Raw genomic sequence first — 26,815 nt, 5'->3', positions numbered from 1 at the left:
GCAGGGTCACGATTTGTCCGCCGGTCCAGGCCGGGTGGTGGGCCGCGGTGTCCGTTTCGCGCGCACCGCCGCCTTGAGATCCTCCTTGGCCTTGTCGTCCCGCCGGCCCGGCCCACCACCCTTCGCCGGGCGGCGCTTCGGCTCGGCCGCGCGCCCGGCCGGGCCACCGGGCCTGCGGCGCGCGGAGCGCGCACCGCGCCGGCCCTCGGTCAGCAGTTCGAAGCGGAGGGCGCCGGCGACGGGCGCCGCTTCCACCAGGCGCACGCGCACCGCGTCGCCGAGCCGGTGCATGGCGCCGGTGCGGTTGCCGACCAGAGCGTGCAGCCCTTCCTCGTAGCGAAAGAACTCGTCGCCGACCGTGGAGGCGGGAATGAAGCCGTCAGCGCCGGTCTCCGCGAGCTTCACGAAGAGGCCGGCGCGGGTCACGCCGGAAATCTGGCCCTCGAAGCTGGCGCCGATCTGGTCGGCCAGATGGTGGGCGATCAACCGGTCGACGGTCTCGCGCTCGGCGACCATGGCTCGCCGCTCCGCGGTCGAGATGCGCGCCGCGACCTCGGCCAGGACTTCGGTGGTGGTCGATTCGGGCAGGCCGTCGCGCCCGAGCTTCAGCGCTCGAATGAGCGCCCGATGCACGATCAGGTCGGCATAGCGGCGGATCGGCGAGGTGAAGTGCGCGTAGCGGCGCAGGTTTAGGCCGAAGTGCCCATAGTTCTCCGCCGCGTATTCGGCCTGCGCCTGCGAGCGCAGCACGACCTCGTTGACGAAGGTCTGGTGCTCGCTGCCGGAGACCTGGGCGAGAATGCGGTTGAACAACTCCGGCTTAAGCGCGCCCGCCTTGGGGAGGCGAATAGCGATCGAGGCCATCACCTCGCCCAGCGCCCTCATCTTCTCGATGGAGGGCTCGTCATGCACCCGGTAAAGCAACGGCTGCTGCGTCCGCTCCAGCGTCTCGGCGGCGCAGACGTTGGCGAGGATCATGAACTCCTCGATCAGGCGATGGGCGTCGAGGCGGGGCGGGATGAGGACGCGCTCGAGCCGGCCCTCCCGGTCGAGCACGAGTTTGCGCTCCGGCAGGTCGAGCGCCAACGGGCCGCGCTGGTCGCGGGCGCGGGCGAGCGCCGCATAGGCCGCCCACAGGGGCTTCAGCACCGGCTCGACAAGGGGGCCGGTGACGTCGTCGGGCATGCCGTCGATCGCCGCCTGAGCCTGCTGGTAGGCCAGCTTGGCGGCCGACCGCATCATCACCCGGTGGAACGCGTGGCGCAGCTTGCGGCCGTGGGCATCGATGACGATGCGCACGGCCAGCGCCGGGCGGTCCTCATGCGGACGCAGAGAGCAGAGATCGTTGGAGATGCGCTCCGGCAGCATCGGCACGACGCGGTCGGGAAAGTAGACGGAATTGCCACGCTCCAGCGCCTCGCGATCGAGCGCGACGCCTGGCCGCACATAGGCCGCCACATCGGCGATGGCAACGGTGAGCACGAAGCCGCCGGCGTTGCCCGCGTCATCGTCCGGCTCCGCGTGGACGGCGTCGTCGTGGTCCTTGGCGTCGACCGGGTCGATGGTCACCAGCGGCAGCTGCCGCCAGTCCTCGCGCCCGGCGAGGCCGATGGGCTCGGCGCGCTCGGCCTCGGCCAGGACCGCCGGCGGAAAGACGTGTGGAATGGCATGAGCGTGAATGGCGAGCAGGCTGACGGCCTTCTCCGAGGTCAGCGAGCCCAGGCGCTCGCGCACCCGCGCCGAGGCGAGGCCCAGCCGCCCGGGCCGCGACACCGCGACGGCCACGAGGTCGCCGTCGCGGGCATCGCCGGTGTCGCCCGCCCGCACGGCGATCTCGCGCCCGAGGCTCTTCTTGTCGATCGGCTCGATGCGGCCACCGCCATCGGGCAGGGACCGAAACACGCCGAGCACCTGAGACTTCGCCTTGCCCAGGATCTTGATGACGCGGCCCGTGTAGGTCGTGCCGTCGTCGCCATCGCCGCGCTCGACCCGCAGCAGGGCGCGGTCGCCCACGCCCGGCGTGGGCTGGCCGGGCCGCGGCCGTCGTGGGGTGGCGATGAGGATGACGGGGGCGTCCCCCAGTTCGTCGGCGTCCCACTCCGCCGGCCTCGCCAGCAGCTCGCCGTCGGCGTCACGCCCGCCGATGTCTGCCAGCACGACCGGCGGCAGCTCGGCTGGCCGGTGCACGATGCGGCCGCGGCGGGCCAGGTGGCCGTCGTCCTGCAGCTCCCGCAGCATCCGCTTCAGCCAGATGCGCTGGCCCCCGCCGATGCCGAAGGCGCGCGCGATCTCGCGCTTGCCGACCTTGCCCTTGGCGGCCGCAATGAAGGCCAGGATGTCATCGCGGCTAGGGGTGGGCACGCCCGCGCGTTCCGGCCGCGGCGCCGCCTCGGCGGCCTGGTCATTGTGGGAGCGTACGGGGGGAGCGTGCTTGCGCGGGCGGCTCGTCAAAACGGATCCAGGGATAGCCGGGGTCCCGCGCACCATCGCCGGGCCTTCGATGGCCAATGCCCCTACATGGGCCCAATCGCCGCCAAAGTCATCCTCCTGCGGCGTGGCCGCGGCCTGTCCGCGGCGCGGCCCTCAACCGGCGGCCGGCAGGGAGGTATCCAGCGTCCCGGCGACGTCGATCTGCCGCGGCAGCACGCCAAAGGAGGCCGCGAGGTCGGCTGCTGCCTGGATCTCCGTCGCCAGTGCCTGGTCGATGACGATCGGCGTGGCGCGCGTGTTGTCGAAGGCGCGCTGCACGATGTCCTCGGGCATGCCCGTCAGCTTTGAATTGTAGGCCGCATAGGCGGCCCGGTTGTCGTCGACCCAGGCGAAGCCATTGTCGACGCGCGCCCGAAACTGCGCGAGCTCGGTCGGGCGCTCGCGGATCGCCTCGGTCGTGGCGACGAGGAACGTCACCGAGGGCGTGAGGCCGCCGCCCTCGACGAGGACACGGGCACCGGCCCGCAGGACCACCTGGGAGACGAACGGTTCCCAGATGGCCCAGGCGTCGATGTTGCCGCTGGTGAACGCCGGGAGCGCTTCGGGCGGCGCCAGATAGCGGATCTTCACCGCATCGGCATCCACCCCCGCCTGCTTGAGCGCTGCCAGGATCAGGAAGTGGCCCCAGCCGCCGCGCGTTCCCGCCACCGTCTTCCCCTTGAGGTCTGCGACCGTCCGGATCGGTGAATCCTTGGGCACGACGATCGCCTGGGTCGCCGGCCCGGAGCGCGTGCCGCCGATGGCGCGGATCGGCGCGCCCGCGGCGGCGACCGTGAGGAACGAGAAGTCACCGGTGTAGCCGACATCGAGGGCGCCGGCGTTCAGGGCCTCCAGGATCGGCGCCGCGCTCTGGAACTCGCTCCAGCGCAGCGCGAAGGGCAGATCGGCGGCCTGGCCGGAGACCTCCAGGAGGGAACGCAGCCCGCCCTTCTGATTGCCGACGCGAAGCCCTTTGTCGGCCAGCGCGTGAGCGCCGGCCAGCGGCAGGGCCGCCGCCCCCAGGCCGCCAAGGACGGCAAGGCCCAGATCGAGCATGCCGCGGCGGGAGACGAACCTGTTCACTGCCGAGCCTCCCGGCGCGACAGCGTGGCCGGTGCGTGATGGGTCCGACGCCGCTGTCCATTGTTCTCGCGATCGGTCGCGAGCGACGTGCGGTCGATTGCCATGAAAGCCTCCCGGCGGCGCTGGCGGATCGGGCCGCGAGGCCGACCGTCCAGGCTCCGCCGAGCGGCGTCAAGACGCTCGAAAGAATAAGGAAATTTCATCTCCCCACGTCAATCTAGACGACAGCCGACGGTCGTGATGGGGCGTGACGGGAGACGTTCGTTCCGCCGCGCAGGCGGGCGCGATGGCGTCGTGCTCGGACTCGCAGGCGATGTGGAACGCAGCCCTGGCTTGCAGCCCGGCGCCTGGGGCGACGCACGCACCGCCTGTGAAGCGAATCGTCGCCGCGAGTGACGCCGTGCCTCAGCCGTCCGTCGACACCTTTGCCTTGGTCTTGGTCGTGGCGGTTTTGGCCGACGCCTTGCGTTTGGCAGGCGCCTTCTTCGGCCCGGCCTTGCCGGTCGACGCCGTCTTGGCTGTGGAGCCTTTGGCGGCGGCGCTTTTGGCGGTGGCGCTCTTGGCCGTGCTGCTCTTGGCTGCCCCGCCCTTGGCAGCGGTGCGGCGCGCCGGCTTCGTGGCCGGGCCTGCGGCGCGGCGGGCCGCAATGAGGGCGATCGCCTGCTCCACCGTCACGGTGTCCTGCGCCATGTCCTTGGGCAGGGTCGCGTTGGTCGTGCCGTCCGTGACGTAGGGGCCGTAGCGCCCAGCCTTCACCGTGATCGTCTGGCCGGACGTCGGGTCGGTGCCGAGCTCGCGGCCGGGCTCGGCCGCGGCGCCGAACCGGCGGCCGCCGCCCTGCTCCTTGGCGACGATCAGATCGATGGCGCGATTGGCGCCAATGGTCAGCACGTCCTCGGTCTTGCCGAGGTTGGCGAAGGTCTTCGCGTGCTGCACGTAGGGGCCGAAGCGGCCGATGCCGGCCAGGATCGGCTCGCCCGAGGTCGGGTGCTTCGCCACTTCGCGGGGCAGCGACAGCAACGCGAGGGCCGTGGCGAGATCGACACTCTGTGGGTCGGTGCCGCGAGGAACCGACTGGCGCTTGGGCTTCTCTCCCTCACCGAGCTGGGCATAGGCGCCGAAACGACCGTCACGGATGGTCACCTCGAGGCCGCTGTCCGGATCGGTGCCGAGGCTGCGCACGCCGGGCCGTGCCCCGTCACCGCCATTCTCCGCGTCGTTGCTCTGGGCGAGTTGGCGCGTGTAGCGGCATTCCGGATAGTTCGAGCAGCCGATGAAGGCGCCGAATTTGCCGAGCTTGAGCGACAGCTGGCCCGTGCCGCACACGGGGCAGCCGCGGGGATCGCTTCCGTCCGCTTTGGCCGGAAAGATGTGCGGCCCGAGATAGGCATTGAGCGCATCGAGCACCTGGGTCGTGCGCAGCCCCTTGGTGTCGTCGACCGCGGCGATGAAATCGCGCCAGAAATCGCGCAGCACCGCCTTCCAGTCGATCTCGTTGTTGGAGACGCGGTCGAGCTGCTCCTCGAGGCCGGCCGTGAAGTCGTACTCGACGTAGCGGCGGAAGAAATTCTCCAGGAACGCGGTGACGATGCGGCCCTTGTCCTCCGGCATCATCCGCGTCTTCTCGATGCGGACGTAGTCGCGATCCTTCAGCACCTGCAGCACGGAGGCGTAGGTCGACGGCCTGCCGATGCCGAGCTCCTCCATGCGCTTGACCAGGCTCGCCTCCGAGTAGCGCGGCGGCGGTTCGGTGAAGTGCTGGGTCGCGGCGATGGACCGCTTGCTCAGCCGCTCGTCGGCCTCCATCGGCGGCAGGCGCCGATTCTCTTCGTCGTCATCTCCGTCGTCGCGGCTTTCCTGGTAGAGCTTGAGGAAGCCGTCGAATTTGACCACCTGGCCGGTGGCGCGCAGGTCGAGGTCGCGGGCGCCGGCCTTGGCGGCGATATCGACCGTGGTGCGCTCGAGCAAGGCCGATTCCATCTGGCTCGCCACCGTGCGCATCCAGATCAGCTGGTAGAGCTTGGCCTGCTCGGGGTCGACCACGCGGGCGACGTCGGCGGGCTTGCGCGACAGGTCGGTCGGGCGGATCGCCTCGTGAGCCTCCTGCGCATTCTTGGCCTTGGCCGTGTATTTGCGAGGTGCCGCAGGCACGTAGGGTGCGCCGTACATCTCGCCGATGACGCTGCGCGTCGCGGCGATCGCCTCGGGCGCCATGTCGACGCCGTCGGTGCGCATATAGGTGATGAGGCCGACGGTCTCGCCGCCGATCTCCACGCCCTCGTAGAGCCGCTGGGCATTGCGCATGGTCACCGCCGGCGCCATGCCGAGCTTGCGCGATGCCTCCTGTTGCAAGGTCGAGGTGGTGAAGGGCGGGTAGGGGTGGCGCCTGGCGGGCTTCGCCTCGACGGTGGCGACCGTGAAGGTCGCATTGTCGAGGTCGTGCCGGAAGGCCTCGGCTTCCGCCGCCGTGCCGACATCCAGGCGCGTGATCTTCTTGCCGTCGGCGCCGACGAGGCGGGCCTCGAACTCGGCTCCCGCCTTGGTCGCCAGCTTCGCCAGGATCGACCAGTATTCCCGCGGGACGAAGGTCTCGATCTCGCGCTCACGGTCGCAGACGAGGCGCAGCGCGACCGACTGCACGCGGCCGGCGGAACGCGCGCCCGGCAGCTTGCGCCAGAGCACCGGCGACAGGGTGAAGCCGACCAGATAGTCGAGGGCGCGCCGGGCGAGGTAAGCGTCGACGAGCGCCTGGTCGATGATGCGCGGAGCGGCCATCGCCGCCTCCACCGCATCCTTGGTGATGGCGTTGAAGGTGACCCGCTCGATCGGCATGCCCTTGAGCAGGCGGCGCTGGTTGAGCGCCTCGACGACGTGCCAGGAGATCGCCTCGCCTTCGCGGTCCGGGTCGGTGGCCAGGATCAGCTTGTCGGCGCCCTTGACCGCGCGGGCGATCTCGGCGACCCGCTTGGCCCCGCGGTCCTCCAACTCCCAGATCATGGCGAAGTCGTCGTCGGGATCGACGGAGCCATCCTTGGCGGGCAAATCGCGGACATGGCCGAAGGAGGCCAGGACCTCGTAGTCCTTGCCCAGGTATTTGTTGATGGTTTTCGCCTTCGCCGGAGACTCGACGACAACGACTTTCATGGGCTGGGATCTGCTCGGTAAGGGGGGCGAAGGCTCGGCCGCGCCGGGTCATTCGGGGCGCGATGAATGGGTCAAAGCCCGGGCGCTGTCAAATGGGCCCCGGTCGGCGATCCGCAAGGGGCCATTTCGCGCTGCGGGGGAGGCGGCATTCGGGCGGTCGCCCTATGTCTTTGCTCGAGCGGCGGAATTTTCGCCGCGGGGGTGCCCGTTGGGTCCGGCGGCCTAGATCGGGGGCAGGGCCCGGTCGATCAGGCGGGGTGCCAGTCCACCCAGATCGTTGGCGCCCCAGATGCGCCTGGGGCTCGCCAGCCGCGTGCGCGCATAGGCGTCGGCGATCTCGGGCGGTGCCGCCTTGCGCAGGGCGGCGGCGGCGGCCAGCGTCGCCAGCCGATCCGTGGCGAGCCGGGCACGCCCTTCCGCGTCTGAACCGCTCACCGCCGCGCCGATCTCGGCCGCCGCTTCGGCCGCGCCGGGCAGGCCGCGCGTCTCCGCCGCGAGGGCGGCTACGACCTCGGCGGCCGCCTGGGGCTCGCGGCCCGCCGCCCGCAGGACGTCGAGCGCCATGACGTTGCCGGAGCCCTCCCAGATCGCGTTGAGCGGCGCCTCCTTGTAGAGCCGCGCCATGGGGCCCTCGTCGACGTAGCCGTTGCCGCCGAGGCACTCCAAGGCTTCGTAGATGAAGCCGGGAGCCGCCTTGCAGGTCATGAACTTGGCCGCGGGGGTCACCACGCGGGCGAACGCGGCCTCGCGCTCGTCGGCGAGCGTGCCGTCGAAGCTCCGCGCCAGCCTGAGCGTCAGCGCGGTGACGGCTTCAAGCTCGAGCGCGAGATCGGCCAGCACCAGCGCCATCGCCGGCTGCTCCGCCAGCTTGCGGCCGAAGACCATACGATGGCGGGTGTGATGGACGGCGAGCGCCAGCGCCATGCGCATCAGCCCGTTGGAGCCGCTGACGCAGTCGAGGCGGGTGAACTGCACCATGTCGATGATGGTGCGTACCCCGCGACCCTCTTCGCCGACGCGCCAACCGAAGGCACCGGTGAACTCGACCTCGGAGGATGCGTTCGACCGATTGCCGAGCTTCTCCTTGAGCCGCTGGAAGCGCAGGGCATTGACCGAGCCGTCGGGCCGGAAGCGCGGCACGAGGAAGCATGTCAGGCCTCCCGGCGCCTGGGCCAGCACCAGGAAGGCATCGCACATGGGCGCCGACATGAACCACTTGTGGCCGGTAATCTCGTAGTCGTCGCCGGTCAGCGGAGCGGCGGTCGTGGTGTTGGCGCGGACGTCCGTCCCGCCCTGCTTCTCGGTCATGCCCATGCCGATATTGACCGATCGCTTCTCCCAGAACGGCAGGAAGCGCTGGTCGTAGGTGCGTGAGCGGACCAGGGGTAACCAGTCGCGCATGCGCTCGGGAGCGTTCGCGAGGCTGGCCAGCGATGCATGCGTCATGGTGAGCGGGCAGACGTGCCCCGCCTCCACGCCCGAGATCACCATCAGCCTGGCGGCCCGGGCCACGTGGCCTCGCGGCCCCCTATTGCTGCCCTCGAGCGCGTCCCACGTCGACGAGTGCAGGCCCGCTTCCATGCTCGCCGCCATCAATGCGTGATAGGCGGGATGAAACTCGACCTGATCGGCGCGCTCGCCGCGGGCGGTGTGAGTCTTCAGCTTGGGCGGGTTTTCATTGGCGAGTCGCCCCAGGTCGAGGCGCTCGGCCGAACCCCACGCTTCACCGAACGATAGGAGGCCGTCCTCGACCGGGTCGACGCCGTTGGCGGCGAGATTGTCGAGCAGGGGTTGGTCGAGCGTGACGAGGTTGACGTCGACGAATGGCGGCGCCTGGTTGAATACCTGGTGCGTGTCGTAGGCGGTCGGGGCGACGGGCTGGGTCACGGCGGTCATCGGGGCGCTTCCTGCCAATGGTTCATCACTAAACCATAGGTCGGCCGGACGCCGACGCAAGCGGCGACCGGCGGCATGCCTGCGAGCGCCTCGCGGTGTAAGAGTGAGGGCCGCGGCGCCGCGCCCGCCCCACGCTCCGGCGGCTCGCCCGGGACCTGGATGCGGGCCCCTTATTGCCAAGCGAGGTTCCCCCATGACCGACACGCCTTCACCTTCGACCGCCGACCACCCTGCCATCGTCGCCGAACGCACCGCCGTCATCACCGGCGGCGCGAGCGGCATCGGGCTCGCCGCCGCCAGGACCTTCGCCGGCAAGGGGCTCGGCGTGGTCTTGGCCGACGTGGACGGCGCGGCGCTGGAGCGGGCGGCGGCGGAGGTGAGGGCAGCGGCCCGCGGGGGCGCCGGCATCCGCGCATTGCAATGCGACGTCAGCGTCGCGGCGGATCTGGACCGGCTGCGCGACCTTGCCTTCGCCGACGCCGACGTCGCCGTGCTGATGAACAACGCCGCGGTCGGCGGGTTCAGCGGCGAGCCGTGGACGGGCCTCGACCGCTGGCGGCGGCTCGTCGACGTCAATCTCTGGGGCGTCGTCAACGGCGTGCAGGCCTTCGTGCCGGCGATGCTGGCGACGGGAGCGCCCGGCCTCGTCATCAACACCGGTTCCAAGCAGGGATTGACCAATCCACCCGGGGCCTACGCCTACAACATGGCCAAGGCCGGCGTGCGGACGTTCACCGAGGCGTTGTCCTACGAGTTCAGCCGCACCCCCGATTGCCGGCTGTCGGCGCATCTGCTGATTCCCGGCTATACCTACACCGGCATGACCAGCTCTTCCGGCAAGCCCGTGGCGGAGAAGCCGCCGTCGGCATGGACGGCGCAGCAGGTCGTCGACTTCATGCTGACGAGCCTTGGCCGAGGCGACTTCTACGTTCTGTGCCCGGACAACGATGTGCCGCGCGAGCTCGACGAGCGCCGCCTGCAGTGGACAGCCGACGACATCATCGAGAACCGGCCGGCCTTGTCGCGCTGGCGCCCGCAGTTCAAGGAGGCGTTCGAGACGTTCATCGGGCAGCCGCGGCGATGACCGCCTGGGTACGCCGACCGGCCGGCGAGGGGTCGCGGCAGCTGTGGACGGGGCCCGGCCACGCTTGCCGAGCCCCGGCATTGCGCCTATAGCCCTCGCTTCAGCATGAGCGCTCCGCAACCACTCCCAGCCTTCCCGCATCGGCATTTGCTCGGGATCGAGGGGCTGTCGCGTCTCGACATGCAGCTCTTGCTCGACATGGCCGACGAGGCCGTCGAGGTGAGCCGCCAGGTCGAGAAGAAGAAGACGACGCTGCGCGGCCGCACCCAGGTGAACCTGTTCTTCGAGCCGTCGACGCGAACGCAGTCGTCGTTCGAGATCGCCGGCAAGCGCCTGGGCGCCGACGTCATGAACATGTCGGTCGGGTCCTCGTCGGTGAAGAAGGGCGAGACGCTGATCGACACGGCGATCACGCTCAACGCCATGCGGCCGGACATCATCATCGTCCGCCATCACCAGGCCGGGGCGGTCAAGCTGCTGGCGCAGAAGGTTGAATGCTCGGTGGTCAATGCCGGCGACGGCGCCCACGAGCATCCGACCCAGGCGCTGCTCGACGCGCTGACGATCCGCCGCAGACGGGGACGCATCGAAGGGCTGGTCGTCGCCATCTGCGGCGACATCCTGCATTCGCGCGTGGCGCGGTCGAACATCATCCTGCTGCAAGCGCTCGGCGCGCGGGTGCGCTGCATCGGCCCGTCCACGCTGCTGCCGGCCGGCATTGCCGGCCTCGGCGTCGAGGTCTTCACCTCGATGCGCGAGGGCTTGGCCGGTGCCGACATCATCATGATGCTGCGCCTGCAGCGCGAGCGCATGAACGGCTCCTTCGTGCCCTCGGTGAAGGAGTATTTCCGCTTCTTCGGCCTCGACGAGGAGAAGCTGTCCTATGCCAAGCCCGACGCCCTCGTCATGCATCCGGGCCCGATGAACCGGGGCGTGGAGATCGCCTCGGACGTCGCCGACGGCGCCCAGTCGCTGATCCGCGAGCAGGTGGAGATGGGCGTCGCCGTTCGCATGGCCGTGCTCGAGGCGCTGGCGCGCCATCTGCCCAATTCGTGAGGCCCCCCGTGCGTCCGCAGCTCCTTGCCAACGCCGAGCTGATCGACCCCGCCAGCGGCCGGCGGGAACGCGGCGCCGTGCTGATCCGGGACGGCGCCATCGCCGACATCGCCTGGGGCACCGCCTCGCCCGCGGCGCCGGAGGGGGCCGAGACCGTCGATTGCGCCGGGCATTGGCTGCTGCCCGGGCTCATCGACATGCGTGCCTTCATCGGCGAGCCGGGCGCCGAGCACCGCGAGACCCTGCGCACCGCCAGCCGTGCCGCCGCCGCCGGCGGCGTCACCACGCTGCTGTGCATGCCCAACACCAATCCGCCGATCGACGACCCGGCGATCGTCGACTTCGTCAAGCGGCGGGCGCGGGACACGGCGATCGTCAACGTGCATCCGGCCGCGGCGCTGACAAAGGGAATCGCCGGCGAAGAGATGACCGAGATCGGCCTGCTCAGCGAGGCCGGTGCGCTCGCGTTCTCGGACGGGGTGAAATCGGTCCGCAATGCCCGCGTCATGCGCCGCGCGCTGACCTACGCCCGCGACTTCGACGCCCTGGTCATGCATCACACGGAAGATGCCGATCTCGTCGGCGACGGCGTGATGAACGAGGGCGAGCTGTCGAGCCGGCTGGGCCTGATGGGCATACCGCGCGAGGCGGAGACCATCGTGCTCGAGCGCGACCTGCGCCTCGTGCGCATGACCGGTGGACGCTATCACGCGGCGCTGATCACGCAGCCGCAGTCGATCGAGCTGATCGAGCGGGCCAAGGCCGAGGGCCTGCCCGTCACCTGCGGTGCCTCGATCAACCACCTGGTGCTGAACGAGAACGACATCGGCGACTACCGGAGCTTCTTCAAGCTGTCGCCACCGCTGCGGCACGAGGACGACCGCCTGGCCCTGGCCGAGGCGCTCGATGCCGGCATCATCGATGTCGTGGTGTCCGATCACAATCCTCAGGACGTGGAGACCAAGCGTCTGCCGTTCGCGGAGGCCGCCGACGGCGCCATCGGGCTGGAGACGCTGCTGGCCGGCGGCTTGCGACTGGTCAACGGCGGCAGCGTGCGCCTCGAGCGGCTGCTGCACGCGTTGACGGTGCGGCCGGCCGAGTTGCTCGGGCTGCCGGCCGGGCGCCTGACGGCGGGAGCGCCCGCCGATCTCATCATCGTCGACCCGGACGTCGCCTACATCCTGGATCGGGCGTCGCTGTGGTCACGCTGCAAGAACACGCCGTTCGAAGCGGCCCGCCTGGAGGGCCGCGTGCTCGCCACCTACGTTGCCGGGCAGCTGGTCTATCAATACGCTTCCGCCTGAGCCGGGCGCAAAGCGGGGCGGACATCGAGGCCGCTCTGGGGCAGTCGTGCGATCGATGGCGTCATCCGATCGGCGAGCAGAGGCGCTGACGACGCGTCGGGGGGAGTGAATGCTAGGCGGAGATGGTTGGCCCTATCTGGCCGCCGCGCTGGCCATCGGCTACGCGCTCGGATCGATTCCGTTCGGCGTCGTGCTGACGCGCCTCGCCGGCCTCGGGGATCTCAGGCGCGTCGGCTCGGGCAATATCGGGGCCACCAACGTATTGCGCACCGGCCACAAGGGGCTCGCGGCGGCAACCTTGCTGGGCGATGCCCTGAAGGGCACGGTCGCCGTCCTCATCTGCGCGCGCTGGGGGACAGGTGCGGCCCTTGCCGCGGCGCTCGGCGCCTTCCTCGGCCATCTCTTTCCCGTCTGGCTCAAGTTTCGCGGTGGCAAGGGCGTCGCCACCTTCCTCGGCTGCCTGATCGCCGTGGAGTTCGTCGCGGCTCTGGGCTTTGCCCTCGTCTGGCTGCTGTTTGCCTTCATCACCCGGTTCTCGTCGCTGGCGGCCCTGGTCGCGAGCGCGCTCACGCCCGTAGCGCTGCTGGCCCTTGGCAGTCCGCACTCCGCCGCCCTGTTCGCGCTGTTGACCGCGCTGCTGTGGTGGAAGCATCGCGACAACATCCGCCGGCTGTTGGCGGGCGAGGAGAGCCGCATCGGTGCCAAATAGAGAGCCCCGCCCACCGGCCGTTCGGGCATGACCGCCCCGCCGCTGCGCCTCGACGACAACCAACGCCGTGACTGGCTGCGGTTGTCGCGCTCCGAGGGCATCGGCCCGCGCAACTTCCGCGTGATGCTCACCCGGCACGGCAGCGCCGCCGCCGCGCTCGCCGCGCTCCCGGAGCTCGCCCGCAGGACAGGGCGGCCGATCAAGGCGGCGGATCCCGCTGCCGTCGACCGCGAGATCGATGCCGCGACGCGGCTGGGAGTGCGATACGTCGCCCTGGGGGAGGCCGACTACCCGCTGGCCCTGAGCGTGATCGATTCGGTTCCGCCGCTGATTGCCGTGCGCGGGCACGTGGCCGCCCTCGCTGGGCCGGCGGCGGCGGTCGTCGGTTCCCGTAACGCCTCCGCCGCGGGACTGACGTTGGCCGAGCGGCTGGCCCGGGCGCTGGGGACCGCCGGCTATGCGGTGGTCTCGGGTCTGGCGCGGGGCATCGACGCGCAGGCCCATCGGTCGAGCCTCGACACCGGAACCGTTGCCGTGCTGGCCGGCGGCCACGACCGCATCTATCCTCCCGAGCACGGCAAGCTGCTGGCCGGGTTGCTGGAACGGGGGGCCGCGATCAGCGAGATGCCGATGGGGTGGGTGCCGCGCGGGCGGGACTTCCCGGGCCGCAACCGGCTGGTCTCGGGCCTGTCGCTCGGCGTCGTCGTCGTCGAAGCGGCGATGCGCTCGGGATCGCTGATCACCGCGCGCTTCGCGCTGGAACAGGGGCGCGAGGTGTTCGCCGTGCCGGGCTCGCCGCTAGATCCGCGCGCGGCCGGCACCAACGACCTCATCCGCCAAGGCGCGACGCTGTGCGCCGACCCCGAGCACGTGCTGTCCGTGCTGGCGCCGCTGCGGGAGGGGCCACGCCCTCACCTGGACGATCGCGCGCCGCAGACCGCGTCGCTGTGGGACGAGGCGGAGGTCTTCTCCGCGCCACCCCCTCGGCCCGACCGGCTGCTGCCCCTGGAGGCGGTAATGCCGACAGCCCCTAGGGCGTCGCAACCGCACGAGACGGTCCTGGCGTTACTCGGCAGCGCGCCGGTGTCGGTGGACGACCTCGTGCGGGCTTCGGAACTGACGGCGCGCGACGTGCAGGTGGCGCTGCTTGAGCTGGAGCTGAGCGGCCGTATCGAGCGCCACGGCGCCCAAGCGGTGTCGTTGGCGCCCGGCCGCCCGGTGTGATGGGCTCCGTCGCGAAGCGGCGCGCTCGCCCGAGGACGTGCCGCGTGCGGCTATCGATCCGTCAAGCGGCCGCGGTCGCCAGCCTCCATATGGGCCAGGCTGAGGAGGTAGGCGAGCAGGTTCAACTCCCCGGCCCGGGCCAATTGGTAGAGCTCCAACGTCATCTGCTCCACGTGGCGTGCGATCTCACCTTGGGTCGGCGCCGGCCGTGGCGGTCCTGCCGGTGGTGCGTCGGTTGTCATCGTGATCAGCTCGCCTTGTCCGTGGGCGCCCGGACGGCCCCGGTTTCGATACGAGTCGAGGTCCCGGTTAGATGCACGCGCGGCCGGCGGTCGGAGCCCGTCAGTCGGCCTCCTCCGGCCGCCGCTCGCGCCGTAACCCTTCGAGGCGGTCCAAAGCGCCCTGCAGAATGTAGGTCGCGGCGATCTTGTCGACGAGTTCGCCGCGCCGCGCCCGGGAGGCATCGGCGTCGATCAGCATCCGCGTCACCGCCACGGTGCTGAGGCGCTCGTCCCACAGGGCCATCGGCACGGCGGTCAGCTTCGCAAGATTGCGCACGAAGGCGCCCGTCGCTTGCGTGCGCGGGCCCTCGGAGCCGTCCATGTTCAGCGGCCAGCCGATGACCAGCCCGCCCACCCCGTGCTGCTCCGCGAGGTCGAGCAGCCGCGCCGCATCGGCCGAGAACTTTGTCCGGCGGATGGTTTCCAGCGGCGACGCCACGCGCCGCGTCACATCGGACAGCGCCAAGCCGATGGTCTTCGTGCCCAGGTCGAGCCCGAGCAGCCGAGCCTTGCCGGGTAGATCAAGGAGATCGGCCAGAGGTACATGGAAGGCCTGCTTTTGCGTCGAAGTCATGGATCGACCCGATTATATTCGAATTTCCCTATATGCTCTATTTTCGCAATTCAGTAACTCACATATCGATTTGCGTACGAAGGCCGGAGAGCTGCACGGCCAAGGCCGCCGGCGCCGCGCAAATGACCTGATGATCGCGGCCGTCCGACCAAACCGCTGCCTGTTGCGATCGCCGCGTTGCGGGGCCGCGACGACAGGGGGGTGACCGTCGCGGCGCCATGCCGTAAAGCTCGCCCGGGTTTCATCAACCCCTCCGCCGCCGCCGCGGCGAGAGTGGGGGCCTCTGGGAGAGCTCGATGCAGATCACGTGGTACGGTCATTCCGCTTTCCGGCTGGATTTTGCAGGTCGTTCGGTGCTGGTCGACCCGTTCTTCACGGGCAATCCGGCCTTCGACGGCAACAAGGACGAGGCCATCGAGGGGGTCTCGCACATCCTGATCACCCACGGCCACGGCGATCATATCGGCGATGCCGTCGACATCGCCGGCAAGACGGGGGCGACCGTCTTCACCAATTATGATCTGTGCATGTATCTGGCGGCGCAGGGGCTCAAGAACTTCAGTCCGATGAACACCGGCGGTACCGTCGATGCGGGCGGCTTCCGCGTGACGCTGGTGCGGGCGGACCACTCGGCCGGCCTGGTCGAGGTGGGCGTCAACTTCCCGCTCGGCAGCGCTAACGGCATCATCGTGCGCGCCGACGGCGAGCCGACGATCTATGCCATGGGCGACACCGACCTGTTCAGCGACATGGCGCTCATCAACGATCTCTACAAGCCGGATGTCGCCTTCGTGCCGATCGGTGACCGCTTCACCATGGGCGCCGAGAGCGCTGCCTACGCCGTCAAGAAGTTCCTGACGGTCAAGACCGTGGTGCCGTGCCACTACGGCACCTTCCCGATCATCGATCCGGATGCGGGCAAGTTCACCGCCGCCATGCAGGGCGCCGGCTCCAAGGTCTTCGTGGCGCAGAAGAACAAGGCGTTCGCGCCCTGAGTTCAAGGGCCCGCCCCGCGGGCCACTTGCTTGCCGTGCGGAAGGGGCGGGTGCTATGAGGCGCCCACCCCATATCCCGACGGGCCCGGACGTTCGCGATCGGCCCTAGCACCGGAGGCGGCATGTCCGTCGATGCGACCACTGTTCGACGCATTGCGCACTTGGCGCGCATTGCCGTGAGCGAGGACGAGGTTCCTCACCTGGCGGGCGAGCTCAACGCCATCCTCGCCTTCGTCGAGCAGCTGAACCAGGTGGACGTGGGTTCCGTCGTGCCGATGACGTCGGTGTCGCCGACGGTCATGCGCCGGCGCGCCGACGCGGTGACCGATGGCGGCTATGGCGACACTGTGGTCGCCAATGCGCCGATGAGCGAGGACGGCTTCTTCCTCGTGCCCAAGGTGGTCGAATAGATCACCGGCCGTCCGCCGCGTGGCGGATCCCCCGGCCCGCAACCGTGATGTGCGACGAAAGACATCGATGTCCGAGCTGACCGATCTCACCCTGGCGCAGGCGCGCGAAGGGCTCCGCGCCAGGCGTTTTTCCTCCGTCGAGCTGACCGGCGCGTACCTGGAGGCGATGGAGGCGGCGCGTGCGCTCAACGCCTACGTCCTGGAGACGCCGGAGCGGGCGCTCGCCATGGCCGAGGCGGCGGACGCGCGGCTGGCGCGGGGCGAAGCGCGGCCGCTCGAGGGCATCCCGCTCGGCGTCAAGGATCTCTTCTGCACCGAAGGCGTGCGCACCACGGCGTGCAGCCGGATCCTGGCGGACTTCGTGCCGGCCTACGAATCGACCGTCACCAGCCAGCTGTGGGCGGATGGCGCGGTCATGCTCGGCAAGCTCAACAACGACGAGTTCGCCATGGGGTCGTCGAACGAGACCTCGGCCTTCGGCCCGGTGGTCTCGCCGTGGCGGCGCAGCGGCTCCGATGCACCGCTGGTGCCCGGCGGATCGTCGGGCGGCTCGGCCGCGGCCGTGGCCGCCCGCCTGTGCCTGGGCGCCACGGCGACCGATACCGGCGGCTCGATACGCCAGCCGGCGGCGTTCACCGGCACGGTCGGCATCAAGCCGACCTACGGGCGCTGCTCGCGCTGGGGCATCGTCGCCTTCGCCTCCTCGCTCGACCAGGCCGGCCCGATCGCGCGCACGGTGCGCGACAGCGCCATCCTGCTGTCGTCCATGGCCGGGCTTGATCGCCGCGACACCACCTCCGTCGACCTGCCGGTGCCGCATTTCGAGGCTGCCGTCGGCCGCGGCGTGGCCGGCCTCACCATCGGCATCCCGCAGGAATATCGGGTCGCCGGCATGTCGGGCGAAATCGAAGATCTCTGGCAGCGCGGCGCGGGCTGGCTCAAGGCCGCCGGCGCCAATGTCGTCGAGGTCTCGCTGCCGCACACCAAATATGCGCTGCCGGCCTACTACATCGTCGCTCCGGCAGAGGCCTCGTCGAACCTTGCCCGCTACGATGGTGTGCGCTACGGCCTGCGCGTGCCCGGCCGCGACATCGTCGAGATGTATGAGAACACACGCGCTGCCGGCTTCGGCCGCGAGGTGCGCCGCCGCATCATGATCGGCACCTACGTGCTGTCCGCCGGCTACTACGATGCTTATTATCTCAGGGCGCAGAAGCTGCGCTCACTCATCAAGCGCGATTTCGACGCGGTCTACGCACAGGGCGTCGATGCCATCCTGACGCCGGCGACCCCGTCGGCGGCCTTCGCGCTGGGCGAGAAGGGTGCGGCCGACCCGGTGGAGATGTACCTGAACGACATCTTCACCGTCACCGTGAACATGGCGGGGCTGCCCGGCATTGCCGTGCCGGCCGGCAGCGATGCCCAGGGATTGCCGCTCGGGCTGCAGCTGATCGGCAAGCCGTTCGACGAGGAGACCCTGTTCGCCGCCGGGCAGGTGATCGAGGAGGCGGCCGGCAGTTTCGTGCCACCATCCCAGTGGTGGCGTTGACGCGCTCCGGGAGGCTGTCATGGCCTATGCGGTGAAGGAGATCTTCAAGACGCTGCAGGGGGAAGGGGCGCAGGCCGGGCGGGCCGCCGTGTTCTGCCGCTTCGCCGGCTGCAACCTGTGGAGCGGCCGCGAGGCGGATCGCGCCACGGCGGTCTGCCGTTTCTGCGACACGGATTTCGTTGGCCTGGACGGGGAAGGGGGAGGACGCTTCGCCTCGGCCGACGACCTCGCCGACGCCATCGAGGCCGTTTGGGAAGGGGGCCTGGAGCGGCGCTTCATTGTCTTCACCGGCGGCGAGCCGCTGTTGCAGCTCGACGAGGAATTGCTCGATGCCGCCCATGAGCGCGGCTTCACCTGCGCTGTGGAAACCAACGGCACGATGGAGCCGCCGGCCGGGCTCGACTGGATCTGCGTCAGCCCCAAGGCGGGCGCTCCTTTGGTGCTGCGCCGCGGCGACGAGCTCAAGCTCGTCTATCCGCAGCCCGAACTGCCGCCCGAGGCCGTGGCGGGACTTGATTTCGCTCACTTCTACCTGCAACCGATGGACGGTGACGCCAGAGCCTCGAACACGGCGGCGGCCGTCGACTACTGCCTGGCCAATCCCCGCTGGCGGCTGAGCGTCCAGACCCACAAGGTGATCGGCATTCCCTGATGTTCGAGCTCTCAAAGCAATTCCGCTTCGAGGCGGCGCACACGCTCCAGCGCGAGGTGGCGGCGGAGGGAAGCCGGCGCATCCATGGCCATTCCTATCGGGCCGAGGTGACCGTCCGCGGCGTTCCCGATCCGGCGACCGGCATGCTGATCGACCTCGGGCTGTTCGAGCGGGCACTGGCCGCGGCGCGCGACGGGCTCGATCACCATTTTCTCGACGAGGTGCCGGACCTGGGGCCGGCCACCATGGAAAACTTGGCCCTGTGGATCTGGCGCAAGGTGGAGCCCAGCTGCCCCGGCCTGGCGCACGTCACCGTGTTCCGGGATTCCAACGGCGAGAAGTGTACCTATTTCGGCGCGGCCGCCTGAGCTGCGCCATTCCATGACCATACGGCTTCGCGAGGGAGCCGGCGAGGACCGCGACGATGAATGCACCCATGCGCTCCGCCAAGCTGATCAAGGGCGCCACCGGCGACTGGGAGGTGGTGATCGGCATGGAGATCCACGCCCAGGTCACCTCGCAGTCCAAGCTGTTCTCCGGCGCCTCGACCGAGTTTGGAGGCGAGCCGAACGACCACGTCTCGCTGGTCGATGCGGCGATGCCCGGCATGCTGCCGGTGATCAACGACGAGTGTGTCAAGCAGGCGATCCGCACCGGCCTCGGCCTCAAGGCGCAGATCAACCTCGCCTCCGTGTTCGACCGCAAGAACTACTTCTATCCCGATCTGCCGCAGGGCTATCAGATCAGCCAGTACAAGCATCCCATCGTGGGCGAGGGCGAGGTCGTCGTCGATATGGCCGAGGGGGCGCAGGTCACCGTCGGCATCGAGCGCCTCCACCTGGAGCAGGATGCCGGCAAGTCGCTGCACGACCAGCACGCCACCATGAGCTACGTCGATCTCAACCGCTCGGGCGTGGCGCTGATGGAGATCGTCTCCAGGCCGGACCTGCGCTCGTCGGACGAGGCGCGCGCCTACGTCACCAAGCTGCGCACGATCCTGCGTTATCTCGGCACCTGCGACGGCGACATGGAGAAGGGATCGCTGCGCGCCGACGTCAACGTCTCCGTGCGCCGGCCCGGCGAGCCTCTCGGTACGCGCTGCGAGATCAAGAACGTCAACTCCATCCGCTTCATCGGCCAGGCCATCGAGTATGAGGCGCGCCGGCAGATCGGCATCCTGGAGGACGGCGGCGTCATCGCTCAGGAGACGCGCCTGTTCGACCCGGGCAGGGGCGAGACACGCTCCATGCGCTCCAAGGAGGAGGCGCACGACTATCGCTACTTCCCCGACCCCGACCTGCTGCCGCTCGTCTTCGAACAGGCGCTCGTCGACGATCTCGCCCGCCATCTGCCGGAACTGCCGGACGAGAAGAAGGCGCGCTTCATGGCGCAGTACGGCCTGGCCGCCTACGATGCCGGCCTGCTGGTCGCCGACAAGGACACGGCCGACTTCTTCGAGGCGACCGCCGGCTATGGTGGCACGCCGCACGACGCCAAGGCCGTCGCCAACTGGATCATGGGCGACGTCTCCGCCTACGCCAATTCGGTCGGCCTGCCAGTCGCGCAGAGCCACGTCACGCCGGCGCAGATCGCCGGCATCGTCGATTTGATCGGCGAAGGCGTGATTTCCGGCAAGATCGCCAAGGACGTGCTCGCCATCATCGTCGCGGAGGATAAGTCGGGCGATCCACGCGCCATCGTCGAGGCACGCGGCCTGAAGCAGGTCACCGACACGGGCGCCATCGAAAAGGTGGTCGACGAGATCATCGCCGCCAATCCGGACAAAGTGGAGCAGGCCAAGGCGAAGCCGACGCTGATCGGCTGGTTCGTGGGCCAGGTGATGAAGGCGAGCGGCGGCAAGGCCAATCCGCAGGCCGTCAACGAGATCCTGAAGGCCAAGCTCGGGATCTGAGCCGGCGACGGCCGAACCATGGTCGGCGCCGGCGGCGGCATCTTCGTTCGCGACCCTGCCGCAGGTCGATCGAGCGGGCTCGCGAATTGCTTCATCAAATTCGTACAAGCTGCTGAAGTCAGAAGTATTTTTTTAATTTGTCGCGATGCTGGAAATGACGCTCCCCGCCGCCGTGCGCGGGGACACATGCAAGCGGCGGGCCGCGTTCCCATATGCAGGCGGTGTTCGAAATGCCTGCCGCCGGGCGCCCATGGGGCGGAAACTGGCCGCTGGGTGAAACGGCTTAGGCGGATCGGGCTCGGGCTGGCACGGGTTGCGCATGTGCGGCCGGGACATACCGTCCGACGATTGCACGCACAGCGGCGCCCGGGGCGGCGGAGCATGCGCTCCGTCCGACGGGCACTCATGTGCGCTAACGCACTTTGCCCGGAGAAAGGCGCTACCTACCATCCGCGCGGAAACGCCGGCAGGAGACAACAATGGTCAAACAAGACAAGCCGATCGAGCTCTACTACTGGCCGACACCCAATGGGTGGAAGGTATCGATCATGCTTGAGGAATGTGGCCTGCCCTATGTCGTCCACCCCGTGAACATCGGCAAAGGCGACCAGTTCAAGCCCGAGTTCCTGGCCATCTCGCCCAACAACCGCATGCCGGCCATCGTCGATCCCGAGGGGCCCGGCGGCCAGCCGATCTCGGTGTTCGAGTCCGGCGCCATCCTGCAATACCTCGGCCGCAAGGCGGGCCTGTTCTATCCCAGCGACGAGCGCCGCCGCGTCGCGGTCGACGAATGGCTGTTCTGGCAGGTCGGCGGTCTCGGCCCGATGGCTGGTCAGGCCCACCATTTCCGCATCTACGCGCCCGAGCAGATTGCCTACGCGGTCGAGCGCTACACCAGCGAGGTGCACCGGCTCTACGGCGTGCTGGACCGGCGCCTCGCCGATCACGCGTTCCTCGCCGACGATTATTCCATCGCCGACATGGCCACCTTCGGTTGGGCCAAACTGTGGGAACGCCAGGGACAGGACATCAACGACTTCCCGCACATGCGACGGTGGCTCGAGGCCATCAAGGCACGCCCGGCCGTGCAGCGCGGCTTGGCCGTCAATGCCGAGGATCGCCAGAAGCTCGACCTGGGCAAGGATCAGGAAGCCCGCAAGCTGCTCTTCGGGCAGGGAGTCCGCTGACACGGGCAGCCGCCGGTCCGCGCCGAGGCCCTGCTCAGATGCCATCCGCCGCGTAAGCGGCCAGGAACACATCCACGGCCGCATCGACCGTGTAGTCGATAGCCTGCGGTGTCGGCTGGGCTGTCACGCCGAAGAACAGTGGCTTGAGAATGCTGCCCTGGCACAACTCCAGGAAATGGCAGGCCGCAAGATCCGCATCCGCCGTCCGTAGGCGGCCCGCCTCGACCTGGGCCTTGATATACGTCGCCAAGCGGTTGATGCCGTAGCCGGGGCCCGCTTCGTAGAAGACGCGGCCGACCTGCGGAAACTTCTCGGCGGCCGCCATGACCATTCGAACCATCGAAATGTGCTCGGGCTCGACCAGCATGTTGACGATGCTGCGCCCGTAGCCGCGCAGCACGCCGCGCACGTCCGGATCGTCAAGCCCCAGCGAGACGATCTGCTCGGCCGCCTGGCGCCGGTCCTCCAGCACGAGATCCCGGAACAGGTCCTCCTTGCTGGCGAAATAGACATAGAGGGTCCCCTTGGAGACCCCGGCCGCCTTCGCGATGTCGCCCATGCTGGCACCGTCGAAGCCGCGCGATCGGAAGATCCGCCGCGCACCGGCGAGGATCTGCTGCCGCTTGGATGCCTGCGGCGGCTCGTCCGGCTCGACGGCCGCCGCTCCGGCCCGCCTGGTGTTGGTCGTTTCCACGTCCACGCCGCGATCCACCGTCCATTCCGACCCCGAGCGCCCTGCGGGGAGGACCCATCCCTCGCAAGCTGAGCGCCGCGGATTCAACGAGTTGGAGCATGTCCCGCGCGACGGGTCCGAGCGGGGCGGGCTGCTCTGAGGGCAAGGTATTCGCGCTGGTGCACGAGCCCTGTCAAGCGCGCATAGGCTATATATTGACTGAACGGTTCGGTCAATCTAGAGGGAAGCGAGCGGCGGTCGGGGCTAGGGTGTGCGTGCATGGACAGGCGAGAGAACGTCGAAGCGGAGCCGGGTGGCGCCGGGGCAGGGCCCGGTGATGCGCCAGGCACCACGATGGGCTTGCCGCGCGCCGCCGTTCTCGCGTCCGCCCAGGACGCCGTCGCACGCGGACCCGGGCCGGCGGCGCCTTCGCCCGGGGGGCGGGCGGATGCGCCGCGCCCGGCACCGGCCGGGGCCGCCGACGCGCCGGTGCCGGCGCGCAAGCGGGGCCGCAAGCGCTTCATCGCCATCGGCCTCGTCATGGCGGCGCTGGGGGCCGGCGGATACTTCGGCTACAACTGGTGGACCGTCGGACGTTTCCACGTCGCGACCGACGACGCCTATGTGCGCGCCGACATGACGATCCTCGCCTCGAAGGTTTCCGGCTACGTCACGTCGGTCAAGGTCGTCAACAACCAGAGCGTCACGGCCGGCGAGCTGATCGCCAAGATCGACGATGGCGACTACGTGCTGGCCGCCCAGTCGGCGCGCGGCAAGATGGCCACCCAGCAGGCCACGGTGGCCCGGATTGCCGAGCAGACCAAGGCCGCCCAGGCGAGCGTCGACCAGGCGCAGGCGCTGATTCCGGCCAATCAGGCCGACCTGGTGCGGACCGCGGCCGAGCTCGAGCGGCAGAACCAGCTGGCCCAGCGCGACTATGCCAGCCAGCAGAAGCTCGAGACGGCGCGGGCCGACCGCGCGCGGGCGGATGCGGGCGTAAAGGGCGCGCAGGCCGGCCTGGCGGCGGCGAAGGCCAATGTCGCCGTGCTCAACGCGCAGCGCGTGGAGGCCGAGCATCTCCTGGCCGAGCTGAAGACAGCCGTCGCCAAGGCCGAGCGGGACCTCTCCTTCACCGAGATCAGGGCGCCGATCGACGGCACCATCGGCAACAAGGCCGTGCAGGTGGGGCAGTTCGTGCAGCCCGGCGTGCGCCTGGCGGCCCTCGTGCCGCTCGACGCCGTCTACGTGGACGCCAACTTCAAGGAGACGCAGCTGGCGCGCCTCAGGCCCGGTCAGGCCGTGGAGATTACCGTCGATGCCTTCCCGGACCGGAGTTTCGCCGCTGTGGTCGAGAGCATGTCGCCGGCCTCGGGCGCTCTGTTCAGCCTGCTGCCGCCGGATAACGCCACGGGTAATTTCACCAAGATCGTGCAGCGTGTGCCGGTGCGCCTGCGGCTGAAGCCGGAGGCCACGGCCGAGCACGTGCTGCGCCCGGGCATGTCGGTGGTCGCGACAGTGTCGGTCAAGGACGGGGAGACCTCGCCGACCGGCCGGCTGGCCCACAACGAGCCCCAGGTTCAACCCAGGGATGAGCCCCCGCCCGCGGCTGCCGACCAGGCGGCGGCGAAGGCGGCACCGTCACCGCCTGCGGCGGAACCCAAGAAGGCACCGGTGGCCTCCCGATGATCGGCCGCGGTGCCAGCTCATCGGCGGTGTCCTGCTGCGGCCGCCCATGAGCACGGCAGCGACGGCCAACGGCCAGGCACCATCGGCGGCTGCCGCGCCGGCGCAGGGCGGGGCCGGCGCCAAGCTCGACGGGCGCAAGTTCTTCGCCTTCATCTGCATGGTGTTCGGGATGTTCATGGCCATCCTGGACATCCAGATCGTGTCGGCCTCGCTGGCGGAGATCCAGGCCGGGCTCGCGGCCAGTGCCGACGAGATCTCCTGGGTCCAGACCAGCTATCTCATCGCCGAGGTGATCATGATCCCGCTCTCGGGCTTCCTGTCCCGAGCGCTGTCGACACGGCTGATCTTCTCGATGTCCGCGGCCGGCTTCACGATCATGAGCCTGATGTGCGCGACGGCCTCCTCGATCGAGGAGATGATCGTCTATCGCGCGTTGCAGGGCTTCCTCGGCGGCGGCATGATCCCGACCGTCTTCGCCTCCGCCTATCTCGTCTTCCCCCCGGAGAAACGCCCGGTCGTCTCGCCCATCATCGGCCTGGTGGCGACGCTGGCCCCGACCATCGGCCCGACCGTGGGCGGCTACCTCACCGACCTGTTCTCCTGGCACTGGCTGTTCCTGATCAACATCGTGCCGGGCATCTTCGTCACCGTCGCCACCTTCGTGCTGGTCGACTTCGACGAGCCGCACTTCGGCCTGCTCGACCGCTTCGACTGGCTGGGCCTCCTCGCCATGGCCGGCTTCCTGGGGAGCCTCGAGTTCGTGCTCGAGGAGGGGCCGACGAAGGACTGGTTCGACGACGAACACATCGTGATCTTCGCCGTCGTCGCGGTGGTGGGGGCGGTCGCCTTCTTCTGGCGCGCGCTCACCCGGGCCGAGCCGGTCGTCGACCTCAAGGCCTTCGCCAACCGCAATTTCGCCGCCGGCTGCGCCTTCAGCTTCGTCATGGGCATCGGTCTCTATGGCCTGACCTACCTCTACCCGGTCTATCTGGCGCGCATTCGCGGCTACTCGGCGCTGCAGATCGGCGAGACCATGTTCGTCACCGGCGCCTTCATGTTCCTGACCGCGCCGATCGCCGGGCGGCTGTCGGCCAAGGTCGATCCCCGCATCATGCTGGCTGTTGGCTTCGCCGGATTCGCCCTCGGCACCTGGCAAGTGACCTGGATCACCAAGGATTGGGACTTCTGGGAGTTGTTCATGCCGCAGGTGCTGCGCGGGGTGTCGCTGATGGTCTGCATGATCCCCATCAACAACATCGCGCTGGGGACCTTGCCGCCGCATCAGGTGAAGAACGCCTCGGGCCTGTTCAACCTCACCCGCAACCTCGGCGGTGCTGTCGGCCTGGCGCTCATCAACACGCTGCTCAACGCCCGTATCGATCTGCACCTCGCCCGCCTGATCGAGCGGGCCAGCTGGGATCGCACCGTCGTGCACGAAACGCTCGACACTCTGGCGCTGGCACTGGCGCCGCTTGGCAGCGATGCCAGCAACGCCGCGCTCAAGCAGGTGGCGCTGATGGTGCGCCAGCAGGCGACCGTGATGGCGTTTGCCGACGTGTTCTACGCACTGACCTTCCTCTTCGCGTCGCTCGTCCTGTTCTCACCGATCATGCGAAGGCCCCAGCCCGGCCTTGCTCCGGCCGACGCCCACTGAGTGCGGCCGGCGGGACGAGACGGGGACGAAGCCGCGGTCGCACTCCGCACGAAAGCGCTTTTCCAAGGGCGGGGACGTGCGGTAGGTGTGCCCCGTCGGGGGGCGCGATGGCGACGAGGAACGAGCACGTGGCCGTGGGAGCGGTGCGCCGCAACTTCGCACCGTGGTCCGAGCCAGGCGCGGAGCCGCTGATCCGCTTCGACGGCGTCACGAAGCGCTACGGCGCCGTCACCGCCGTCGATGCCCTTTCGCTGTCGATCTACGAGCGTGAGTTCTTCTGTCTGCTCGGCCCGTCCGGCTGCGGCAAGACCACCCTGATGCGCCTCCTGGCCGGGTTCGAGACCCCGGACGAAGGCCGCGTGCTGCTTGCCGGCGTCGATCAGGCGGCGATACCGCCGCATCTGCGGCCGGTGAACATGATGTTTCAGTCCTATGCGCTGTTCCCGCACATGAGCGTGGAGGGCAACATCGCCTTCGGGCTGCGCCAGGAGGGCCTGCCGCGGGACGAGATCCGGGCGCGCGTCGACGACATGCTGCGCCTGGTGCAACTCTCCGGGCTGGCCAAGCGGCGCCCCGACCAGCTGTCGGGCGGGCAACGCCAGCGCGTCGCCCTGGCGCGGGCACTGGCCAAGCGGCCCAAGGTGCTGCTGCTCGACGAGCCGCTGGCCGCCCTCGACAAAAAGCTGCGCGAGGCCACGCAGTTCGAGCTCATGGACATCCAGATGTCGCTCGGCACCACGTTCCTGGTGGTGACGCACGATCAGGAGGAGGCCATGGCCATGGCCGACCGCATCGCCGTGATGGGGCACGGCCGGATCGCGCAGCTCGATCCGCCCAACGTCATCTACGAGCAGCCCGCCAGCCGCTACGTCGCGCAGTTCATCGGCGACGTGAATTTGTTGGAAGGGGAGGTGACGGGTCGCGACGGGGATCTCTGCACGGTATCTTGCCCTGCCGTGGGGTCAGCTCTGCTGGTCGCCTCGACCGAGCCGTCGGCACCCGGGCAGGCTGTGGCGGTCGCCATCCGGCCCGAGAAAATGCGCCTCGGCCGCGGCCTGCCGCCGCCCGGTACGGCCAATGCGATCGTTGGCGAGGTGTGGGACATCGGCTACCTCGGCGATTGGACGACCTATGTGATCAGGCTCGCCGACGGCCATCTGTTGCGCGCCTCGCAAGCCAACGTCGCGCGCTTCGTCGAGCAGCCGCTGACCTGGGAGGAGACCGTGCACGCGGTCTTCGCGCCCGACGCGGCCGTGCTCCTGAGCCGCTAGCC

General features: G+C 69.4%; 22 protein-coding genes. 15 read left to right on the top strand and 7 right to left on the bottom strand.

The genetic code is table 11. The annotated features are described in order from the left end of the window. Nucleotides 1–6: 6 nt before the first annotated feature. The 4 genes from rnr to IEW34_RS07585 all read right to left on the bottom strand — a co-directional run bounded on the left by rnr (nucleotide 7) and on the right by IEW34_RS07585 (nucleotide 8,592). Nucleotides 7–2,487, bottom strand: a complete 2,481-nt coding sequence (rnr, locus tag IEW34_RS07600; protein ID WP_188608527.1) for a ribonuclease R — start codon at nucleotides 2,485–2,487, stop codon at nucleotides 7–9. A 96-nt stretch (nucleotides 2,488–2,583) separates the two neighbouring features. Next, complete coding sequence (locus IEW34_RS07595) at nucleotides 2,584–3,552, bottom strand: ABC transporter substrate-binding protein (RefSeq protein WP_188608526.1); 969 nt, start codon at nucleotides 3,550–3,552, stop codon at nucleotides 2,584–2,586. A gap of 405 nt (nucleotides 3,553–3,957) precedes the next feature. Continuing rightward, nucleotides 3,958–6,696, bottom strand: coding sequence for a type I DNA topoisomerase (gene topA, locus IEW34_RS07590; RefSeq protein ID WP_188608525.1), 2,739 nt, complete (start codon nucleotides 6,694–6,696; stop codon nucleotides 3,958–3,960). Nucleotides 6,697–6,918: 222 nt separating this feature from the next. Continuing rightward, nucleotides 6,919–8,592, bottom strand: a complete 1,674-nt coding sequence (locus IEW34_RS07585) for an acyl-CoA dehydrogenase family protein (RefSeq protein ID WP_244641849.1) — start codon at nucleotides 8,590–8,592, stop codon at nucleotides 6,919–6,921. Between the two features lie 193 nt (nucleotides 8,593–8,785). Here IEW34_RS07585 and IEW34_RS07580 point away from each other — a divergent pair, with 193 nt between their 5' ends. The 5 genes from IEW34_RS07580 (at nucleotide 8,786) to dprA (ending at nucleotide 13,969) form a co-directional block, all read left to right on the top strand. Continuing rightward, entirely contained in the window at nucleotides 8,786–9,676 is an 891-nt protein-coding gene (locus IEW34_RS07580) for an SDR family NAD(P)-dependent oxidoreductase (RefSeq protein WP_188608524.1), read from the top strand. Between the two features lie 105 nt (nucleotides 9,677–9,781). After that, on the top strand, nucleotides 9,782–10,732 hold the full coding sequence (locus IEW34_RS07575) for an aspartate carbamoyltransferase catalytic subunit (protein WP_188608523.1): 951 nt from the start codon (nucleotides 9,782–9,784) through the stop codon (nucleotides 10,730–10,732). A gap of 8 nt (nucleotides 10,733–10,740) precedes the next feature. After that, a complete protein-coding gene (locus IEW34_RS07570; protein WP_188608522.1) occupies nucleotides 10,741–12,036 on the top strand; it encodes a dihydroorotase in 1,296 nt (431 codons plus the stop codon). Nucleotides 12,037–12,145: 109 nt separating this feature from the next. After that, entirely contained in the window at nucleotides 12,146–12,745 is a 600-nt protein-coding gene (plsY, locus tag IEW34_RS07565; RefSeq protein WP_188608521.1) for a glycerol-3-phosphate 1-O-acyltransferase PlsY, read from the top strand. Nucleotides 12,746–12,787: 42 nt separating this feature from the next. Beyond that, nucleotides 12,788–13,969, top strand: a complete 1,182-nt coding sequence (gene dprA / locus IEW34_RS07560) for a DNA-processing protein DprA (protein ID WP_188608677.1) — start codon at nucleotides 12,788–12,790, stop codon at nucleotides 13,967–13,969. 50 nt (nucleotides 13,970–14,019) lie between these two features. Here dprA and IEW34_RS07555 read toward each other — a convergent pair whose 3' ends face one another. Together IEW34_RS07555 and ruvX are read right to left on the bottom strand one after the other, a co-directional pair. Then, nucleotides 14,020–14,211, bottom strand: coding sequence for a hypothetical protein (locus tag IEW34_RS07555; RefSeq protein ID WP_188608520.1), 192 nt, complete (start codon nucleotides 14,209–14,211; stop codon nucleotides 14,020–14,022). A gap of 100 nt (nucleotides 14,212–14,311) precedes the next feature. Then, nucleotides 14,312–14,824 (bottom strand): Holliday junction resolvase RuvX, encoded by a 513-nt coding sequence (gene ruvX, locus IEW34_RS07550; protein ID WP_188608519.1) that lies wholly within the window; start codon nucleotides 14,822–14,824, stop codon nucleotides 14,312–14,314. A gap of 296 nt (nucleotides 14,825–15,120) precedes the next feature. Between ruvX and IEW34_RS07545 the strand changes: the two genes are divergently transcribed. The 7 genes from IEW34_RS07545 (at nucleotide 15,121) to IEW34_RS07515 (ending at nucleotide 21,529) form a co-directional block, all read left to right on the top strand. Beyond that, nucleotides 15,121–15,819, top strand: a complete 699-nt coding sequence (locus IEW34_RS07545; RefSeq protein ID WP_188608518.1) for a metal-dependent hydrolase — start codon at nucleotides 15,121–15,123, stop codon at nucleotides 15,817–15,819. 122 nt (nucleotides 15,820–15,941) lie between these two features. Continuing rightward, entirely contained in the window at nucleotides 15,942–16,229 is a 288-nt protein-coding gene (gatC, locus tag IEW34_RS07540; RefSeq protein WP_188608517.1) for an Asp-tRNA(Asn)/Glu-tRNA(Gln) amidotransferase subunit GatC, read from the top strand. Between the two features lie 67 nt (nucleotides 16,230–16,296). Next, nucleotides 16,297–17,778, top strand: a complete 1,482-nt coding sequence (gatA, locus tag IEW34_RS07535; RefSeq protein WP_188608516.1) for an Asp-tRNA(Asn)/Glu-tRNA(Gln) amidotransferase subunit GatA — start codon at nucleotides 16,297–16,299, stop codon at nucleotides 17,776–17,778. A 19-nt stretch (nucleotides 17,779–17,797) separates the two neighbouring features. Then, nucleotides 17,798–18,430, top strand: coding sequence for a 7-carboxy-7-deazaguanine synthase (gene queE, locus IEW34_RS07530; RefSeq protein WP_188608515.1), 633 nt, complete (start codon nucleotides 17,798–17,800; stop codon nucleotides 18,428–18,430). Continuing rightward, nucleotides 18,430–18,798 (top strand): 6-pyruvoyl trahydropterin synthase family protein, encoded by a 369-nt coding sequence (locus IEW34_RS07525; protein WP_188608514.1) that lies wholly within the window; start codon nucleotides 18,430–18,432, stop codon nucleotides 18,796–18,798. Before queE ends, IEW34_RS07525 begins: the two co-directional genes overlap by 1 nt. Nucleotides 18,799–18,854: 56 nt before the next feature. Next, complete coding sequence (gene gatB / locus IEW34_RS07520; protein WP_188608513.1) at nucleotides 18,855–20,342, top strand: Asp-tRNA(Asn)/Glu-tRNA(Gln) amidotransferase subunit GatB; 1,488 nt, start codon at nucleotides 18,855–18,857, stop codon at nucleotides 20,340–20,342. A gap of 479 nt (nucleotides 20,343–20,821) precedes the next feature. Then, nucleotides 20,822–21,529, top strand: a complete 708-nt coding sequence (locus IEW34_RS07515) for a glutathione S-transferase N-terminal domain-containing protein (protein ID WP_188608512.1) — start codon at nucleotides 20,822–20,824, stop codon at nucleotides 21,527–21,529. 34 nt (nucleotides 21,530–21,563) lie between these two features. On the opposite strand, the gene IEW34_RS07510 is transcribed toward IEW34_RS07515, so the two are convergent. Continuing rightward, nucleotides 21,564–22,223 (bottom strand): TetR/AcrR family transcriptional regulator, encoded by a 660-nt coding sequence (locus IEW34_RS07510; RefSeq protein ID WP_373288193.1) that lies wholly within the window; start codon nucleotides 22,221–22,223, stop codon nucleotides 21,564–21,566. A 258-nt stretch (nucleotides 22,224–22,481) separates the two neighbouring features. On the opposite strand from IEW34_RS07510, the gene IEW34_RS07505 reads away from it, so the two are divergent. The 3 genes from IEW34_RS07505 to IEW34_RS07495 all read left to right on the top strand — a co-directional run bounded on the left by IEW34_RS07505 (nucleotide 22,482) and on the right by IEW34_RS07495 (nucleotide 26,813). Next, nucleotides 22,482–23,888, top strand: coding sequence for an HlyD family secretion protein (locus IEW34_RS07505; protein ID WP_244641847.1), 1,407 nt, complete (start codon nucleotides 22,482–22,484; stop codon nucleotides 23,886–23,888). Nucleotides 23,889–23,934: 46 nt separating this feature from the next. Then, on the top strand, nucleotides 23,935–25,542 hold the full coding sequence (locus IEW34_RS07500) for a DHA2 family efflux MFS transporter permease subunit (RefSeq protein WP_188608511.1): 1,608 nt from the start codon (nucleotides 23,935–23,937) through the stop codon (nucleotides 25,540–25,542). 107 nt (nucleotides 25,543–25,649) lie between these two features. After that, nucleotides 25,650–26,813: an ABC transporter ATP-binding protein gene (locus IEW34_RS07495; RefSeq protein ID WP_188608510.1), complete on the top strand. Its 1,164-nt coding sequence runs from the start codon at nucleotides 25,650–25,652 to the stop codon at nucleotides 26,811–26,813. Nucleotides 26,814–26,815 lie beyond the last annotated feature (2 nt).

The organism is Chelatococcus reniformis, assembly GCF_014640075.1.
In the GTDB taxonomy this organism is placed as follows: domain Bacteria; phylum Pseudomonadota; class Alphaproteobacteria; order Rhizobiales; family Beijerinckiaceae; genus Camelimonas; species Camelimonas reniformis.
Note: the sequence above shows the minus strand (reverse complement) of the source record. Positions and strands in the feature narration are given on the sequence as shown.

What these genes read in the sequence shown, in the direction of transcription:
- rnr (WP_188608527.1), bottom strand. Translation starts at nt 2,487, where the DNA reads ATGGTGCGCGGGACCCCGGCTATCCCTGGATCCGTTTTGACGAGCCGC.
- topA (WP_188608525.1), bottom strand. Translation starts at nt 6,696, where the DNA reads ATGAAAGTCGTTGTCGTCGAGTCTCCGGCGAAGGCGAAAACCATCAAC.
- IEW34_RS07585 (WP_244641849.1), bottom strand. Translation starts at nt 8,592, where the DNA reads ATGACCGCCGTGACCCAGCCCGTCGCCCCGACCGCCTACGACACGCAC.
- IEW34_RS07580 (WP_188608524.1), top strand. Translation starts at nt 8,786, where the DNA reads ATGACCGACACGCCTTCACCTTCGACCGCCGACCACCCTGCCATCGTC.
- IEW34_RS07575 (WP_188608523.1), top strand. Translation starts at nt 9,782, where the DNA reads ATGAGCGCTCCGCAACCACTCCCAGCCTTCCCGCATCGGCATTTGCTC.
- plsY (WP_188608521.1), top strand. Translation starts at nt 12,146, where the DNA reads ATGCTAGGCGGAGATGGTTGGCCCTATCTGGCCGCCGCGCTGGCCATC.
- IEW34_RS07555 (WP_188608520.1), bottom strand. Translation starts at nt 14,211, where the DNA reads ATGACAACCGACGCACCACCGGCAGGACCGCCACGGCCGGCGCCGACC.
- ruvX (WP_188608519.1), bottom strand. Translation starts at nt 14,824, where the DNA reads ATGACTTCGACGCAAAAGCAGGCCTTCCATGTACCTCTGGCCGATCTC.
- IEW34_RS07545 (WP_188608518.1), top strand. Translation starts at nt 15,121, where the DNA reads ATGCAGATCACGTGGTACGGTCATTCCGCTTTCCGGCTGGATTTTGCA.
- gatC (WP_188608517.1), top strand. Translation starts at nt 15,942, where the DNA reads ATGTCCGTCGATGCGACCACTGTTCGACGCATTGCGCACTTGGCGCGC.
- gatA (WP_188608516.1), top strand. Translation starts at nt 16,297, where the DNA reads ATGTCCGAGCTGACCGATCTCACCCTGGCGCAGGCGCGCGAAGGGCTC.
- queE (WP_188608515.1), top strand. Translation starts at nt 17,798, where the DNA reads ATGGCCTATGCGGTGAAGGAGATCTTCAAGACGCTGCAGGGGGAAGGG.
- IEW34_RS07525 (WP_188608514.1), top strand. Translation starts at nt 18,430, where the DNA reads ATGTTCGAGCTCTCAAAGCAATTCCGCTTCGAGGCGGCGCACACGCTC.
- gatB (WP_188608513.1), top strand. Translation starts at nt 18,855, where the DNA reads ATGAATGCACCCATGCGCTCCGCCAAGCTGATCAAGGGCGCCACCGGC.
- IEW34_RS07515 (WP_188608512.1), top strand. Translation starts at nt 20,822, where the DNA reads ATGGTCAAACAAGACAAGCCGATCGAGCTCTACTACTGGCCGACACCC.
- IEW34_RS07505 (WP_244641847.1), top strand. Translation starts at nt 22,482, where the DNA reads ATGGACAGGCGAGAGAACGTCGAAGCGGAGCCGGGTGGCGCCGGGGCA.
- IEW34_RS07500 (WP_188608511.1), top strand. Translation starts at nt 23,935, where the DNA reads ATGAGCACGGCAGCGACGGCCAACGGCCAGGCACCATCGGCGGCTGCC.
- IEW34_RS07495 (WP_188608510.1), top strand. Translation starts at nt 25,650, where the DNA reads ATGGCGACGAGGAACGAGCACGTGGCCGTGGGAGCGGTGCGCCGCAAC.